Origin of the sequence: Arthrobacter sp. C2, assembly GCA_024207135.1 — a bacterium.
Lineage (GTDB): Bacteria > Actinomycetota > Actinomycetes > Actinomycetales > Micrococcaceae > Paeniglutamicibacter.
This window is the reverse complement of record CP042428.1, coordinates 3291782-3308243: the sequence shown is the minus strand read 5'-3', so window position 1 is coordinate 3308243 and position 16462 is coordinate 3291782. Positions and strand designations below refer to the sequence as shown.

General features: G+C 66.6%; 14 protein-coding genes. 5 read left to right on the top strand and 9 right to left on the bottom strand.

What is annotated here, in order from left to right; translation table 11 throughout:
- Nucleotides 1-65 precede the first annotated feature (65 nt).
- Entirely contained in the window at nt 66-860 is a 795-nt protein-coding gene (locus FPY90_RS15360; RefSeq protein ID WP_071214884.1) for an HAD-IIA family hydrolase, read from the top strand.
- A gap of 71 nt (nt 861-931) precedes the next feature.
- Here FPY90_RS15360 and FPY90_RS15355 read toward each other — a convergent pair whose 3' ends face one another.
- From FPY90_RS15355 to FPY90_RS15325, 7 genes are all read right to left on the bottom strand, one after another.
- Nucleotides 932-2137, bottom strand: coding sequence for an amidohydrolase family protein (locus FPY90_RS15355; RefSeq protein ID WP_498681903.1), 1206 nt, complete (start codon nt 2135-2137; stop codon nt 932-934).
- An 80-nt stretch (nt 2138-2217) separates the two neighbouring features.
- Nucleotides 2218-3480, bottom strand: coding sequence for an MFS transporter (locus tag FPY90_RS15350; RefSeq protein ID WP_498681901.1), 1263 nt, complete (start codon nt 3478-3480; stop codon nt 2218-2220).
- 128 nt (nt 3481-3608) lie between these two features.
- The gene (locus FPY90_RS15345; RefSeq protein WP_498681897.1) at nt 3609-4166 is read right to left on the bottom strand and encodes a gluconokinase; all 558 of its coding nucleotides are present in this window, start codon (nt 4164-4166) and stop codon (nt 3609-3611) included.
- Nucleotides 4163-5392: a D-mannonate dehydratase ManD gene (manD, locus tag FPY90_RS15340; protein WP_071214636.1), complete on the bottom strand. Its 1230-nt coding sequence runs from the start codon at nt 5390-5392 to the stop codon at nt 4163-4165. The genes FPY90_RS15345 and manD overlap by 4 nt, the downstream gene beginning before the upstream one ends.
- Nucleotides 5393-5448: 56 nt before the next feature.
- Nucleotides 5449-6903, bottom strand: a complete 1455-nt coding sequence (locus FPY90_RS15335) for a mannitol dehydrogenase family protein (RefSeq protein WP_286135339.1) — start codon at nt 6901-6903, stop codon at nt 5449-5451.
- The gene (gene uxaC / locus FPY90_RS15330; RefSeq protein ID WP_071214634.1) at nt 6900-8309 is read right to left on the bottom strand and encodes a glucuronate isomerase; all 1410 of its coding nucleotides are present in this window, start codon (nt 8307-8309) and stop codon (nt 6900-6902) included. The genes FPY90_RS15335 and uxaC overlap by 4 nt, the downstream gene beginning before the upstream one ends.
- 81 nt (nt 8310-8390) lie before the next feature.
- Nucleotides 8391-9407: a LacI family DNA-binding transcriptional regulator gene (locus FPY90_RS15325; protein WP_071214633.1), complete on the bottom strand. Its 1017-nt coding sequence runs from the start codon at nt 9405-9407 to the stop codon at nt 8391-8393.
- 192 nt (nt 9408-9599) lie between these two features.
- On the opposite strand from FPY90_RS15325, the gene FPY90_RS15320 reads away from it, so the two are divergent.
- The 4 genes from FPY90_RS15320 (at nt 9600) to FPY90_RS15305 (ending at nt 15049) form a co-directional block, all read left to right on the top strand.
- On the top strand, nt 9600-10610 hold the full coding sequence (locus FPY90_RS15320) for a TRAP transporter substrate-binding protein (protein ID WP_498681893.1): 1011 nt from the start codon (nt 9600-9602) through the stop codon (nt 10608-10610).
- Nucleotides 10607-11119, top strand: coding sequence for a TRAP transporter small permease (locus FPY90_RS15315; protein WP_071214631.1), 513 nt, complete (start codon nt 10607-10609; stop codon nt 11117-11119). The genes FPY90_RS15320 and FPY90_RS15315 overlap by 4 nt, the downstream gene beginning before the upstream one ends.
- 2 nt (nt 11120-11121) lie before the next feature.
- Complete coding sequence (locus FPY90_RS15310) at nt 11122-12432, top strand: TRAP transporter large permease (protein WP_071214630.1); 1311 nt, start codon at nt 11122-11124, stop codon at nt 12430-12432.
- A 238-nt stretch (nt 12433-12670) separates the two neighbouring features.
- Complete coding sequence (locus tag FPY90_RS15305) at nt 12671-15049, top strand: glycoside hydrolase family 3 protein (RefSeq protein ID WP_071214629.1); 2379 nt, start codon at nt 12671-12673, stop codon at nt 15047-15049.
- Between the two features lie 114 nt (nt 15050-15163).
- Here the strand turns inward: FPY90_RS15305 and FPY90_RS15300 are convergent, their stop codons facing one another.
- Both FPY90_RS15300 and FPY90_RS15295 read right to left on the bottom strand, forming a co-directional pair.
- Nucleotides 15164-16234 carry an LLM class flavin-dependent oxidoreductase gene (locus tag FPY90_RS15300; protein ID WP_071214628.1) on the bottom strand — a complete coding sequence of 357 codons (1071 nt, stop codon included), beginning with the start codon at nt 16232-16234 and terminating at the stop codon, nt 15164-15166.
- Nucleotides 16235-16252: 18 nt separating this feature from the next.
- The gene (locus FPY90_RS15295; RefSeq protein ID WP_071214627.1) at nt 16253-16459 is read right to left on the bottom strand and encodes a tautomerase family protein; all 207 of its coding nucleotides are present in this window, start codon (nt 16457-16459) and stop codon (nt 16253-16255) included.
- Nucleotides 16460-16462: the final 3 nt, after the last annotated feature.

The window sequence follows — 16462 nt, the reverse complement described above, 5'->3', positions numbered from 1 at the left end:
AACACCCACTCGTGCCAACGCATGAACCACGCAACGTCCACGACATTGAATGCTGGCTCACGGACATGGACGGGGTGCTGGTCCACGAGAACCAGGCCATCGACGGCGCCGCCGACATGATCGACCATTGGGTCTCCACCGGCAAGCGCTTCCTGGTGCTGACCAACAACTCCATCTACACCCCGCGCGACCTGCGCGCCCGGCTGCTGTCCTCCGGGCTCGATGTCCCCGAGGCCAACATCTGGACCTCGGCCATGGCCACCGCGGAGTTCCTGCGCCGCCAGCGCCCGGGCGGACGCGCCTTCGTGATCGGCGAGGCCGGGCTGACCACCGCATTGCACGAGGCAGGGTTCATCCTCACCGACCAGGAACCCGAATACGTGGTGCTGGGCGAAACCCGCACCTACTCCTTCGAGGCCATCACCAAGGCCATCCGCCTGATCGCCGCCGGCGCCCGCTTCATCACCACCAACCCGGATGCCACCGGCCCCTCCCCGGAGGGCCTGCTTCCGGCCACCGGGTCCGTGGCGGCACTGATCACCCAGGCCACAGGCCGCGACCCCTACGTGGTCGGCAAGCCGAACCCGATGATGTTCCGCTCGGCACTGAACCGGATCGACGCGCATTCGGAGACCACCGCAATGATCGGGGACCGCATGGACACCGACATCATTGCCGGGATGGAGGCCGGTTTGCTGACCATCCTGGTGCACACCGGGATCACCAAGCCCGGCGATGTGGCGTCCTTCCCGTTCCGCCCGGACCTGGAGCACGATTCGGTGGCAGAGATCCTGTCCGAGCTTCGCGAGGGACGCGCCGCCCACCACGCGGGTCCGGCCTCGGGACCGCACGAGCACTAGGCGGCTGCTCGAACCAAGGTGGCAGTGCCCCGCAACGGGCACTGCCGCTCGTCATTAAGGATCGGGTCCTTCTAGAGCATTTCCAGCTGGTCCGCCACGACTCGGCCGTCATGGATGACGGTGCGGTCGACGCCGCGGTCCATGACGGCGCTGGTCACGGTCTCCCCCGCAAGCAACACGATGTCCGCACGGTCCCCGACCGCAAGTCCCGGACGGTCGCCGGTTGAGCGCAACCGAGACAGGCTCCGGTCCATGATGCCCGCCCCGCCCCAGGTGGCAATGGCCGCCGCGTGTTCGATCAATTCGTCCTGCCGCAACCCGTGGGTGAAGGCGAGCTGCCAGGTGCGCGAGAGCAGGTCGCAGTCCCCGTAGGGGCTCCAGTAGTCGCGCTGCCCGTCCTCGCCGAGGCCCACCCGGATGCCGGCCTCGGTCATGGCCGCGAGGTTGAATTGCTTGCCCGAGGTGGCCGGGGCAACCGTGGCCCAGGAGATGTCCAGGGCGCCCATCTGCTCGATGACGCGTGCGGTGGCCGCCTCCGAGACGTTCCCCAGTTCGTAGGCGTGCGAGAGCGTCACCTTGCCTTCCATCCCCAGGGCGCGGGTGCGTTCCATGACCAGCTCGGTGCTGAAGTGCGCCAGGTGCCCGGGCTCGTGCAGGTGGATGTCGATGTCCACCTGGTATTTCTCTGCCAGCCCGAACACGATGTCCAGGTGCCGGACCGGGTCCCGGTCCAGCTGGCACGGGTCGATGCCGCCCATGACCGTGGCGCCGAGTTTCAGGGATTCCTCCAGATAGGCAACCGTGCCGGGTTCGCGCAGCAGCCCGGCCTGCGGGAATGCCATGATCTGCACGTCGGCACGGTCCGCAAATTTTTCCTTGGCCGCGAGCACCGCCTCGAATTTCTCCAGCTTGCAGTCGACATCGATCTGCGCGTAGCTGCGCACCCGCGTGGTGCCGTGCGCGATCATGCGCTGCAGCGTTTCGGCGACCCGCTCGGGCAGCGGAACCTCGGCCTTGCGCCAATGGCGACGGTCGTTGAGCATCATGCCCCAGACCCCCGGTGCCCCGGTGTGTTCGCGGAAGGGCAGCCCGATCCGCGTCGAGTCCAGGTGCACATGGACATCGGAGAACGCGGGAAGTGCCAGCCGCCCGCGGCCATCGATGCCGCCGGCCACCGGGAAGCGCGGGTTGTGCGGGGAAACGGAGCCGATCAGTCCGTCGGTGATTTCAAGGTCCACCGCGTCCCGGCCCCATGGCCTCACGTTGCTGATGAGCACTGTGTGTTTCCCCTTTGCTGGTTGCCTGCCGCATTCCTTCGGCCTCACGGTTCCCAACTCTGCCACGCGGGATTCGCCGGTCAAGGCATTTGGGGTGGCTTTGCCTGGTCTTCTTCCCCGTGGCTGCCGGCGGTCGCAATGTGGGTCATCGATTTCCAGACCAGCAGCAGGATGAGGAACGAGCCGAAGAACCCGAACCAGAACGGCGCCCGGTAGCTGAACGCCTGGCCCAGCACGCCGCCGAGCAGAGAACCGGCCGCGATGCCGCCGATGCTGCCGAGCATGTAGACCGAGTTGATCCGGCCGCGCAGCCGATCGGGCACCGCCCGCTGGCGCACCGTGGAGGAGACCGAGCCCCAGACCAGGGCGTGGATGCCGAAGAGAAACAGGATGGCCATCGCCAGCCATGCCTGGCGGGTGAGCACCAGGGCCAGGTGCGTGGCGGTTTCCAGGACCAGTCCGGTGCGCAGCAAGGTCGCGTAGCTGAACCTGCGTTCCAGCCACGGGAAGAGCAGGGAACCCATGATGCCGCCCACGGCGCTGGCGCTCATCAACAGGCCGTAGCCGATGTCCCCGAGCGCCAGCTGGTCCGTCGCATAGAGCACCAGCATCGCGAACGTGGCCCCGAAGGTGACGTTGAAGCAGGTGATCAGGATCGCCAGGGTGCGCACGGCAAAATGCCTGCGCATCCAGCCGAGTCCCTCCCTGACCTCCAGCAGCATCGAGGTGCCCGGCGCCCTGGAGCTTCCTGGCGCCGGCAGCGGGACGGCCACCTTGGAATAGAGCACCACGGCCAGGGCCAGCAGCGCGGCAAATCCCGCGTAGGGAAGCGAGTGGGATACCGCGAAGAGCATGGCTCCCAGCGGTGGTCCGGCCAGTTGGTTGGTCACGGTGATGGTGCCAAAGAGCCGCGAATTGGCCAGCCCAAGCTGCGCGCTGGGCACCAGCGTGGGGATCAGCGAGGTGGAGGCGTTGTCCGCAAAGGCCTCCGCGGTGCCCAGGAGAAACAGGCACCCGTAGAGCACCGGCAGGCCCAGCGCCCCGGAGAAGATGATGGCGGCCAAGCCGAAGATCACCAGCATCCGCAGGAGGTTGACCAGGATCATCAGCTTGCGCCGGTCCACCCGGTCCACCACGGCGCCGGCGAGCAGCCCGAAGAGCACCCAGGGGATCTGCTGGGCGAAGGGTGCCAGGGCCACGGCCAACGGGTCGCGGGTGATGGTGGTGACCAGCAGCGGTCCAGCGGCCAGCAGCATGCCGTCGCCGAGGTTGCTGGTCGCCGCACCGGCCCACAGCCAGCGGAACGGGACCGGCAGCGCGGAAGGTGGTTGCTTGGTGGTCACGGGCTCCAGCGTACGCGGGAGCCTCCGGTCCCGGGCCGCCGGGCTGGCTCCGCTTAAACAGCCAGGGGCACGGCGCCGGGTGATATTCCCCCTGGCGCCGCGCCCCTGGCTCATCGCCGGGCGGAGGCTCAGGCCTGCGCGTCCAGCCAGGCGGCGGCTTCCTGCGCCAACTGTGCGGGCGTCGCGGCGATGTCGAGCACCACACCGGCTTCGTCGCTTTCCAGCGGCTCAAGCGTCGCCAGCTGGGATTCGAGCAGGCCCACCGGCATGAAGTGCCCGGGGCGGGCGCGCATGCGCTCGGTGAGCAGTTCGACGGATCCGTGCAGGTGGATGAACACCGTGCCCGGCGCCTCGGAGCGGATCAGGTCCCGGTACGAGCGCTTCAGCGCCGAACACGCGATGACCTTGGACCCGGGCTCGGCCGAGCCGAGGCGTTGGCCCACCTCACGCAGCCACGGTTCGCGGTCCGCGTCATCCAGCGGATGCCCGGCGGCCATCTTCTCGATGTTCGAGGCCGGGTGCAGGGAGTCCCCGTCGAGGAACCCCGCCCCCAGCTCGGCGCCCAAAAGCTCGCCCACGGTGGACTTGCCGCAGCCGGAGACACCCATGACGATGACCCGGTGCAGCGCGGTTGCCGCGCCGCTGGCGGCGGTGTCGGTGGCGGCTTCCATGGTTTGCGCGCTCACCAGTCGTGGACGGTGCCGTCGATGAGACGGTTGTAGGGCAGGTAGGCCTGCTGGTACGGGTAGGACAGCGCGGCTTCCTCGTTGAACTCGACGCCCAGGCCCGGCTTGTTGCCCGGGTGCAGGTAGCCGTCCTCGAAGGTCATCGACTGCTCGAAGACCGTGTTGGTGGCGTCCGAGTGCTGCATGTACTCCTGGATGCCGTAGTTGTGGATGGCCAGGCCCACGTGCAGCTGGGCGGCGAAGCCCACCGGGGAGATGTCGGTCGGGCCGTGGAAGCCGGACTTGACCTGGTACTGGGCGGCGTAGTCCATGACCTTCTTCAGCGGCGAGATGCCGCCGAAGTGGGTGGAGGCGGCACGCACGTAGTCGATGAGCTGTTCCTTGATCAGCGACTGGAAGTCGTAGATCGTGTTGAAGACCTCGCCGATGGCGATCGGGGTGGTGGTGTGCTGGCGGACCAGGCGCAGCGCCTCCTGGTTTTCGCCCGGGGTGCAGTCCTCGAGCCAGAACAGGTCGTAGGGCTCCAGCGCCTTGCCCAGCTTGGCCGCCTGGATCGGGGTCATGCGGTGGTGGCCGTCGTGCAGCAGCGGGATCTCGGGGCCGAATTCGTTGCGCACCGCCTCGAAGACGGTGGGCAGGTGGCGCAGGTAGGCGCGGGTGTCCCAGTCCTCTTCCACCGGGTAGGCGCCGCGGCCGGCCGGCTCGTAGTCGTAGCGTTCGCCCGAGGACTGGGTCTGGGCGGCCACGCCGTAGACGGCCTTGATGCCCGGGACGGCGGTCTGCACGCGGATGGACTTGTAGCCCAGTTCCAGGTGCTCACGGATCGAGTCGAAGAGCTGCTCGGTGTCGGTGCCCGAGGCATGGCCGTAGGCGCGCAGGCCGTTGCGCGAGGCGCCGCCCAGCAGCTGGTAGACCGGCATGTTCGCGGCCTTGCCCTTGATGTCCCACAGGGCCATGTCCACCGCGGCGATCGCGGCCATGGTGATCGGCCCGCGGCGCCAGTAGGAGGAACGGTAAAGGAACTGCCAGGTGTCCTCGATGCGGTGCGCATCCTTGCCGATGAGCAGCTGCGCGACGTGGTCCTTGAGGTAGGAGGCCACCGCGAGCTCGCGGCCGTTCACGGTCGCGTCGCCGATGCCGACCAGGCCGGATTCGGTGGTGACCTTCAGGGTCACGAAGTTGCGTGACGGGCTGGTCACAAATACTTCTGCCTTGATGATTTTCATGGCAATCCTTTCAGATTCCCGATGCGTCGGTGCACCGGGTGTGGCGGGGAGAAAAGTCAGTTGGTGAAGTGCCCGCGCAGGGCATGGATCGAGGCCACCAGGGAGGGGTCGGTGCCGAGCCCGGCCTCGATGACGCCCAGCAGTGCGGCGGTCTGTTGCGCAGAGCCGGAACGGATGGCCGGATCGGCCAGGATCACTTCCAGCGCAGTTGCGTTCGCATCCTGCACCGGGGTTCCGGCGGCATGTTGCGCCGCCAGCTGGTCACACCAGGCGGCCAACAGGCGCAAGGCAGCGGTGCCGTGGCGCCCGGCAGCCTGCTCGGCGCGGAACACCGGCAAGGCGCGGGCGGCAAGCTTGAGCGATCCGTCTCCGGCGATCTGGGCCAGGAAGTGGGCAATGCGCGGGTTCTCGAAGCGTTCGCGCAACGCCTTGCGGTATTCAGGGACCTCAAGTTCCGGCCCGGTGAGGTGCGCGGCGGCGGCATCCCAGAATTCCTCGACCCAACCGGAAACGGCCGGGTCGGCCAGGGCCTGCGCGACGGTTGCGTGTCCGCGCAGCTGCCCGGCAAAGGACATCAGCGTGTGGGCACCGTTGAGCAGCCACAGCTTGCGGCGTTCAAAGGACTCCAGGTCCGTCACGAACTGGGCGCCGGCTTTTTCCCAGGCTGGGCGGCCGGCCGGGAAATCCCCGGAAAGCACCCATGAGGTGAAAGGCTCGGTGACCACCGGGGAGACATCAACGAAACCGGTTTCGGCGGCCACGGTGTCGCGGTCGGCGTCGGTGGTCCGCGGGGTGATGCGGTCGATGGAGGTGTCCACGAATGAGACGTTCGCATCGATCCAGCGCGCCAGCATCGGGTCCACCGCCTGCGCGAAGCCCAGGATGCCGGCCCGTGCCACCGCGCCGTTGCCCGGCAGGTTGTCGCAGGACACGACGGCCAGCGGCCAGCCGTCGCCGGAACGGCGGGCAGCCAGGCCGACCACCAGGCGTGCCGCGGCGGTGCCCAGGGCCAGGGCCTCGAACTCGGCGGCGGTCTTGGCGAAGACCCCGGCGTCGTAGCATTCCCGCAGGACCCCCAGGTCCGCAAGGACCTGGTCGTCGTCGAGGTTCAACGTCGGTTCCGTGGCCCCGGGGGCCATCTTGTAGCCGGCTTCGGTGATGGTCAGGGTGACGATCGCGGTGGATGGGCTGGCCAGCAGGGTGGACAGCGCCGCCATGTCGTTGCCGTCACGGGCCTCCACGATGGAATCGATGACCTCGAAGCTGTCGCCCTCGGCCTCGCGCCGGATCAGCGTGAACAGCCCGTCCTGCGCGGCGAGCTCCTCGGCGGCGGTGGCGCTGCGTCCGGTGAAGGCGGCGATCCCCCAGCCGTCGTTCGCCTTGGCGGTGTACCAGGCCTGGTGGGCGCGGTGGAAGGCGCCCAGGCCGATGTGCACGATGCGGACCTCGGCCTTGGGCGCCGGGTGGGTCGTGCGGTTCAGTTCGCGGGTGGCCACGGATCCGGCGCTCACAGCTTGAACGCCCGGCGCGGTGCGGCGTCGACGACGTCAACGATGATTTCGTGGGCGCGTTCCTCGGTGATCCGGTGCTCGGCGACCAGCCGGGCCAGGAAGGATGCCTCCACGCGGCGCGAGGCGTCGTGCCGCGCCGGGATGGAACAGAAGGCGCGGGTGTCGTCGATGAAGCCCGAGGAACGGGAGAAGCCAGCGGTCTCGGTGACCGCGGAGCGGAAGCGCATCATCGCATCCGGCGCATCCAGGAACCACCAGGGGGCGCCGATGAACACCGACGGGTAGAACCCGGCCAGCGGCGCGATCTCGCGGGAGAACACGGTCTCGTCGATGGTGAACGGGATGAAGTGGAAGCCCGGCGCGGTGCCGAAGTCGTTGAGCAGCGGCTGCAGGCCGGTGGCGAAGTCCACGGCGAAGGGGATGTCGTGGCCGGTGTCCGGGCCGAAGGCCTTCAGCGTGGCTGCGTGGGTGTTGCGGTGCACGCCCGGGTGCATCGTCATGACCAGTCCGTCTTCCACGGCCATGGCGGCCTGCTGGTACATCATGTGCGCCTCGAAGGCGAAGGCCTCAGCGGTGGAGGCGGTGCCGGCCATGCCCTTGGCAAAGAGCGCGGCGGCTTCGTCGCGGTCCAGCTTCAGCGTGGCGGCCGAGTGCGAACCGTGGTCCGAGGACACCGCTCCGTGCTCGACGAAGTAGGCGCGGCGGTTGGCCATCGCGGCCAGGTAGCCGTCGTAGCCGGTGGCACCCTGGCCGGCGGCCTGGATCAGCGCGTCGGCCTTGGCGGCGAAGTCGGCGCCCCAGAACTTGATGTACGCGTCGGGGCGGAAGGTCGGCAGCACACGGGAGGCGAAGGAGGAATCCGTTGCCAGGGTGCGGTGCGCGGCCAGGTCATCGAGCGGGTCGTCGGTGGTGGCCATGACCTCGATGTTGAAGGAGTCCATCAGCGCGCGCGGGCGGAAGCCCGGCTCGTCGATCTTCGCCTGCAGCGCATTGAACGTCGCCTCGGCGGTCTCCTCGCGGATGTCAAGGTCGTCGATGCCGAAGACGTCGACGAATTCCTGGCGCAGCCAGTACCCCGAGGCGGTCCCGTCGAAGGCCTTCCAGTTGGCGCAGAAGGTGCGCCAGGCATCCAGGGCGCCGACCTCGGAGGTGCCGCCGACGCGCAGCGCCTCGAGCGGAACGCCGTTGGCGTGCAGCAGGCGGGTCACGTAGTGGTCCGGGCTCAGCAGCAGGGCGGTGGGGTCCGGGAACGGGGTGTCGTTGGCGATCATTGCCGCGTCCACGTGGCCGTGGGGCGAAATGATGGGCAGGTTTTCCACGTCCTTGTGGAGCGACCGGGCTATCTCGCGGACACCGGGGTCTGCGGGCAGAAGCCGATCGGGGTGGTTCGCAATCGAGGAAGGCATGTATTGATGGTCGGCTTGGCAGCACCACGACGGCAACAAGTTGCCATGAGTTGCACCACTCGCCCGGGGCCCGCCGGCCTTCTAGCCTCGGGGGCGTGCGGTGGACCCGCGCAGGACCAGCCGCGTCGGCAGCACCACCGCTTGTTCGTGCGCCGAGACGGCGCCGCGCGAGATCGCCAACAGGCTGCGCACCGCGGTGGCGCCCAGGGCATGCAGCGGGGCTGCAACGCTGGAAAGCCCCGGGACGATCAACGAGGCGCCCGAGGAATTGTCAAAACCGATGATGGAGAAATCCTCCGGGATGCCAAAACCGTTGGCCTGCAGCCTGCGCATCAGCCCGAGCGCCAGCTGGTCGTTGTAGGCGAGCACCGCGGAGGCCTTGCCCGTGGCAACCTTGTCGGCCACCTGCGCCCCGCCGTCCATGGTGGGCGCGGTGGATTCGATCTTCGTGATCCGCACGTCGAGTTCCTGGCCCGCCTGTTTCACTGCCCGCCAGCGCATCGAATCCGCCCACGATGCCTCGGGTCCGGCCAGGTAGGAAACCTCCCGGTGCCCCAACTGGGCGAAATGCTCGATGGCCCGGCGCACCCCGCGCACGTTGTCGGTGATCACGCTTGCCACGCCCTTGACCCCGCGGTTCATCACCACCGTGGGCTTCTGCTTGGCCATGGCCCGGATGGCCGCGTCGGACATCCGCGAGCTGCTGAGCACGATCCCGTCCACAATGTCGATGGACCGTTCGATGGCCTCGCGCTCGATGACCCCGGATTCCCGGGTGTGGGCCAGGAGCATGGTGTAGCCGTTCAACGCCGCTTCCTCCTCGGCACCGCGGATCATCTCGAAGTAGACCGGATTGGAAATATCGGCCACCACCAAGGCAATGGTCCCGCGCCTGCTGCGGCCCTGGGCCATGGGGCGGCGCACGCTCACCGACTGGTAGCCGATCTCGTCGGCAACCTTGCGGATGCGTTCGGCGGTGGCAAAACTGACCCTGCCCGGTCGGGCAAAGGCCCGCGAAACAGTGGATGCGGAAACCCCCACGATGCGTGCCACATCGTAGATCGTTGCCGGTCGGGGTTCTTCAGGTTGGGGACTCACCTTTCCATCTTTGCGCGCCGAAGCGATTGTTGGTAGCTCGTGGCAACTAGTGGCAACAATTGGCTCGCGGCGCGCTGTGGCGTACATCATCAATGCAACCGTCAACGTGGCCGGGAGGCACCCTCACAGGTGCCGCATGTAACAGGCGAGCGGCAAAGATGCCGCCCACCGGCCGGAAAGTAGCCTTTAGAGATGAAACTTCGCGTCATTCGCGTCGTTGCCCTTGCCGCAGCCGCCGCACTTGGTCTAAGTGCGTGCACCGCCGGCATCTCGGGCACCGCCGAAGAGGGAAAGACCATGGTTCTTTCCCTCAACCAATCAGAGTCACACCCCTCCTACATTGCCCTGACCGGCTTCGGCGAACGCCTGAAGCAGGCCACGGACGGCCGGTGGGACATCAAGGTCTACCCCAACGAGACCCTCGGCGCGCAGCAGGAAGTCATCCAGCTGGTCTCCGACGGCTCGGTCGACATGGCCATCGCCTCGGGCACCCAGCTGGAAAACCTGAACCCCGGCTTCGCAACACTGAACCTGCCCACCGTGTTCACCAGCATCGAGCACCAGATTTCGGTGCTGCGGAATCCCGCAATCGTCGGCGAACTCTTCTCCTCGCTCGAGGAGTCCAAGAACCTCACGGTGCTTGGCGGTCTCACTCAGGGCGACCGCAACCTCTACACCGCCGAAGGCCCCATCACGAAGCCGGCCGACTTGGCCGGCATGAAGATCCGGGTCCAGGAATCGGACATCCACATTGCGATGGTCAACGCCATGGGCGCCTCCGCAACCCCGATGTCCTATGGCGAGGTCTACACCGCGATGCAGTCGGGCGTGCTTGACGGCGCCGAAAACAACGAGGTTTCCTACGTCACCCAGAAGCACAACGAGGTGGCCAAGCATGTGGCCCGCACCCGCCACCTGGTGGGCCTCGACTACATGCTCATCAACTCCGAGCTCATGGAGAAGTTGAACCCGGAGGACCGCAAGATCCTGGAATCCGAATGGCAAAAGACCGTCGACGAGCATGTGGTGCTGTGGCAATCCGACACGCAGGCAGCCATCGACAAGGCCACGGCTTCGGGCTCGAAGTTCAACGACGTCGACGAGGAAGCATTCCGCAAGGCTCTGGCCCCCGTGGTCGAGGGTGCTCTGAAGGGCGAAAAGGCCCACAAGCTCTACGACAACATCAAGGAGGCCGGAAAGTGAACGCCGTCAAAACCGTCCTCGATGTCACGCTGAAGTGGCTGTGCGTGGTCCTTTTCAGCGCCCTGGTGCTGGTGGTCTGCTGGCAGGTCTTCAGCCGCCAGGTCATGCACGCCCCGGCCACGTGGACCACATCCCTGGCCCAGTACCTCTTTGTCTGGCTGGCACTCTTTGGTTCCGCCTACGTCTTCTCGGACCGCGGGCACATTGCCGTGGACTTCCTGGTCCGTGCGCTGAAAATCAACGAGAAGCGCACCACCGAGGTTTTCGTCCAGGTCATCATCCTGCTCTTCGCCGCGTTCGTGCTGGTCTACGGCGGCATCCGCGGCGTCGACCTGACCTGGAGCCAAAAGATTTCCGGGCTTCCGCTGAACATCGGCGCCATGTACCTGGCCCTGCCCATCTCCGGGATCATGACCGCGTTCTACGCGGTCTACCACCTGGTTGAGGCGCTGCACGGACGCGGCCTGCCCAACGACGACGAAGACGAAGAAATCCGGGAGGCGATCTAGGTATGGATGCAGCACTTGTAGCAGGCATAGTCCTGGTCGTTGGCATCGCGGTGCTCTTGCTGGCACGCGTGCCGATCGCCGTGGCCGTGGGCGTCTCCGCCTTCCTGGCCGTGGCGGCAGTCATCGGCGTGGAAAAGGCCTCCTTCGTCTCCGCGCAGCGGATGTTCACCGGCATCAACTCGTTCACCCTGCTGGCCATCCCCTTCTTCATCCTGGCCGGCGTGCTGATGAACAACGGCGGCATCGCCGGACGCCTCATCGACGCAGCCAAGGTCCTGGTCGGCCGCACCCCCGGCTCCCTGGCCCAGACCAACGTGGTGGCCAATGCACTGTTCGGTTCGGTCTCCGGCGCCGCAGTTGCCTCGGCCGCGGCGGTCGGCGGGGTCATCGGCCCGCGCCAGCGCAAGGAAGGCTACGACAGGAACTTCTCGGCAGCCGTCAACATCGCCTCGGCCCCCTCGGGCATGCTGATCCCGCCGTCGAACACCCTGATCGTGTACTCGCTGGTCTCCAGCACCTCGATTGCGACGCTCTTCGTCGCCGGCTACATCCCGGGCATCCTCTGGGCCCTGGCCTGCATGCTGGTTGTCTGGCTCTATGTGCGCAAGCGCCCGGAACTGAAGAACCACGTCAAGGTCTCCCTGCCCACGGCGTTGCTGACCATCTGGCGTGCGGTCCCCTCGATCCTGATGATCGTCATCGTCATCGGCGGCATCCTGGCCGGCGTCTTCACCCCGACCGAGTCCGCGGCGATCGCCGTGGTGTACTGCCTGATCCTGGGCTTCATCTACAAGGCCATCAAGGTCGGCGACCTGCCGCGCATCCTCATCGATGCCACGCTGACCACCGCGATCGTCATGCTGCTGGTCGGCGTGTCCACGATCATGGCCTGGGTCATGGCCTTCTCCGGCATCCCGGGAGCCATCTCCTCCGGGCTGCTCGGCCTGACCGATTCCCCGACCATGATCCTGATCCTGATCATGGTGATCCTGCTGATCGTCGGCACGTTCATGGACCCGACCCCGGCGATCCTGATCTTCGTGCCGATCTTCCTGCCGATCGTGACCACCTTCGGCGTGGATCCGATCCACTTCGGCATCATGGTCACCTTCAACCTGTGCCTGGGCACGATCACCCCGCCGGTGGGCAACGTGCTCTTCGTCGGAGCCAGGGTGGCCGGGCTGCGTGCCGAGCCCGTCATCAGGGCCCTGGTGCCGTTCTTCCTGGCACTGGTCGCGATGCTCTTCGTGGTCACCTTCATCCCGCAGCTGTCCTTGTGGCTGCCGGACCTGCTGGGGCTGCTGGCCCCGTAGCGGCGGGCGCCTAAAACACCTGCTGCCCGATGCGGCACCGGAACCTGTCAGTGGTTCCGGTGCCGCATCTCTGCGTTAAGTTCCCCTTCGGGCTTCGAAAAGCCCCTTGTCGCGAAGGCAATTCATGGCAACCGCGTGCATTGATCGGGTGACCTGCGACACAGTGGGAGATGCATCCGATGGCGGGGCCCGAGCCGCCCACCATCACCCCCGCACCTGACTCAATGGAGAGCACACCATGACCCGAAAGTTTCCGCCATCGCCAAGACGGCGACGCACGGCAGCGGCACTGGCCCTGCCCCTGATACTCACCCTGGGCGCGACGTCGGCGAGCGCCTTGCCGCCGCAGGACAACGCCGGCAAGAACGCCCCCGCAGCCGTGAACAACAATGAAGGCAACCACGGCAAGCCGCCGACGCTCGGTGTCCGCGTCAAGGACACCATCACGGTCAAGGGCCGCACCTTCAAGGACCTCAACGCCAACGGCAAGCTCGACCCCTACGAGGACTGGAGGTTGCCCGCCGGAGAGCGCGCGGAGAACCTGGTGTCGCTGATGACGCTGGAGGAGAAGTCCGGCCTGATGCTGATCGACACCCTCAACGCCGCCTGCGACCCCGACACGAAGAAGCGCGGCGCCCTCGACCCGGCGGCAACCGGCTACATCAACGACCAGAAGATGCACCGCTTCATCTTCCGCAACACCGTCACCAGCGAGGACCAGGCCGTCTGCGGGGCCACCGGCGACGGATTCCAGGCCAGCACGTCCCTGACGCCGCAGGAAGCGGCCACCTACATGAATTCCGTCCAGGAGCTCGGCGAGGCCACCCGCCTGGGCATCCCGATGCTCTACAAGTCCAATGCCCGCAACCACATCGACCCGGACGCACGCGCCGGCATCAACGAATCCGCCGGGGCCTTCACCGCCTTCCCGAAGGAGGCGGGGATCGCCGCCGCGGCCCTGGGCGAGGAAGCCGCGCGCACCGGGCAGGCGCCCACCACCGGCGACATGTCGGTCGTCGAGAACTTCGCCAACGTCATGGGAGATGAATGGGAGTCGATCGGGCTGCGCGGGATGTACGGCTACATGGCTGACCTGTCCACCGAGCCGCGCTGGTACCGCGCCCACGAGACGTTCACCGAGGACGCGGATTTGAACTCCAACATCATGACCACGCTCGTTGAATCCTTGCAGGGCCCGCTCGATGCGGAGGGCTCCTCGCTCAGCCCGGAAACCGCCGTGGCGCTGACCATGAAGCACTTCCCCGGCGGCGGGCCGCAGGAGCTGGGCCTTGATGCCCACTACTCCTTCGGCAAGACCCAGGTCTACCCGGGCGGCGCCTTCGGCGAGCACCTCAAGCCCTTCGAAGCCGCCATCAAGGCCGGTGTCTCCTCGATCATGCCGTACTACGGCGCCCCGGTGGAGGTTACCCACGACGGCGTCACCTATGATTCGACCGGCATGGCCTTCTCCAAGCAGATCGTCAACGACCTTTTGCGCGACAAGCTCGGGTTCGCCGGATACGTAAACTCGGACACCGGCATCATCAACGACCGGGCCTGGGGCCTGGAGGACAAGTCGGTTCCCGAGCGCGTCGCAGCGGCCATCAACGGCGGTACCGACACCCTCTCGGGTTTCCACGACGTCAAGACCATCACCGACCTTGTCGATTCCGGCCTGTTGACGGAGGAGCGCGTCACGCTCGCCGCCGTGCGGCTGACCGAACCGATGTTCAGCATGGGCCTGTTCGAGAACCCGTACGTCGACACGACCGCCGCCGGCAACACTGTCGGCAGCGCCGCGAACCGCGAGGTTGGCCTTGACCTGCAGCGCAAGTCCGCAGTCCTGCTGCAGAACAAGGAAACCGCCGACGGATCCAAGGTCCTGCCGTTGAAGCCCGCCTCCGACGTCTACGTCCTGGGAGACATTTCCGCGGCGAAGGTCGCCGAATACGGCTACAACGTCACCGACGGCAACACCAAGGACGCGGCCGACCGGCCCAGCGCCAAGGACAGCGACGTCGCCCTGCTCAACATTACGGTGAACAACGCCAACACCGGTTCCTACACCAGCAACGACCCGGAATCCGGCATGAACCCCGAGCACACCAACACCTCCGTGCTGGAGGGCGTTGAAGGGCTCGACGGCCAAAGCCCCTACGGCGCGGCGGACGCCTGCGTCACCCAGGGCGCACCGACGTGCACCGATGACGGCCTGCGCTTCGGCGGCTCGCTGCCCTGGGAGTCGAGCATCCTGGACTTCACGTCCATGGCAGAGTCCGAGTCGTGGAAGATCACCCCGTCGCTGGACACCATCAAGCAGGTCATGGCCGAGGTCGAGGACCCCTCCGCGGTGGTCCTGCACGTGTACTTCCGCCAGCCGTTCGTCATGGACGAGGCCAGCGGACTGCGCGACGCCGGCGCGATCGTGGCGGGCTTCGGCATGAGCGACACCGCGCTGCTCGACATCCTCTCGGGCAAGGTCGCACCCCAGGGCAGGATGCCTTTCGCCCTGGCGGGCACCGCCGAGGCGATCGAAGAGCAGTTCAGCGACCTGCCCGGTTACAAGGAGACCGCCGACGGGGAGCTCTACCCGTTCGGCTTCGGCCTGGGTTACTGACAGGCTTGCCGGATCGACGACGGAAGGCACCCTCCCCCATAGGGGCGGGTGCCTTCCGTCGTGTCACCGCGGGGCCTGTGCGGTCCAAGTGGGAGCTCGCTCTCGCGCAGCTCCCTATTGGTTGAGTGCGGGCGCTGCCTGCTCGCTGAAGGCCGGCATGACCTGCTCGATGAACAGTTCCAGCGAGCGTTTCTTTTCCTCATGGCTGAGGGTGTTGTCGGCCCAGAAGCTGTACTCGGTGACTCCCAGTGCTTCGTATTTGCGCAGGCGTTCAACGACCTCGGCGGGGGTGCCAATCATGGCGGTCCGGTGCAGGGACTCCACCGAGAACTCGGGACGGGCTTCGAACTTCTCGACCGGGCTCGGGTCCAGGAAACCATTCTCCGGGATGGCCTTATTGCCGAACCAGGCGTCGAAGGTCCGGTAGAACTTCTGGATTCCCTCGGCGGCCGGGCGCCAGCCCTCGACGTCGTCCTCGGTGTGTACGTGGGTGTGGCGCAGCACCATGATGTCCGGGCGACGTTCGATTTCCGGGTGGTTGGCAATGGCGGTTTCGTACTTCTCGACCAAGGACTCGACTTCCTCGTCGCCCTTCATCAGCGGGGTGACCATGACATGGCAGCCATTGGCCACGGCGAAGTCGTGGGATTCGGGGCTGCGTGCGGCAACCCAGACCGGCAGCTCCTTCTGCACCGGCTTCGGGACGCTTGTTGAAGTCGGGAACTGCCAGACCTTGCCGTCGTGGGCGTAGTCGCCGGCCCACAGGGCCTTCATGGCCGGGACGATCTCACGAAGGTGCTCGCCGCCGTCCGCCGCCGGCATGCCGCCTGACATGCGGTCGAACTCGAACTGGTAGGCTCCTCGCGCCACGCCCACTTCGGCGCGGCCGCCGCTGATGACATCGAGCAGCGCAAGTTCCCCGGCGGCCCGGATCGGGTTCCAGAACGGGGCGATGATGGTGCCTGAGCCGAGTCGGATCTTCGAGGTCTTGGCCGCAAGGTAGGCCAGCTGCGGCAGCGGGTTCGGCGAGACGGTGTACTCCATCGAGTGGTGCTCACCGATCCAGATCGTGCCGAAGCCACCTTCCTCGGCCATGAGGGCCAGTTCGACGAGGTTCGCCCAGTGGTCCTCGTAGGAAATGGAATCGTCGTAGCGCTCCATGTGAACAAATAGCGAAAAACGCATCAGGCGTCCTTTCAGAAATTAGTGGCTTGCAGAATAAGCGTCGCGCTCGGCGATGGTCACGTTTTGGCGTGACCAATGTTCGCGTTCGACTTCCCTGACGATTACGGTGATATTTTCGGGTGCGGCGTCGACGGTGGTGACCGCCGCCTGGTGCAACGCGTCCATGAGGTCCCGCAGCTGTTCCGGGCTGCGGCCCCGGGCGATGGAAACATCGATCAGTGGCATGAA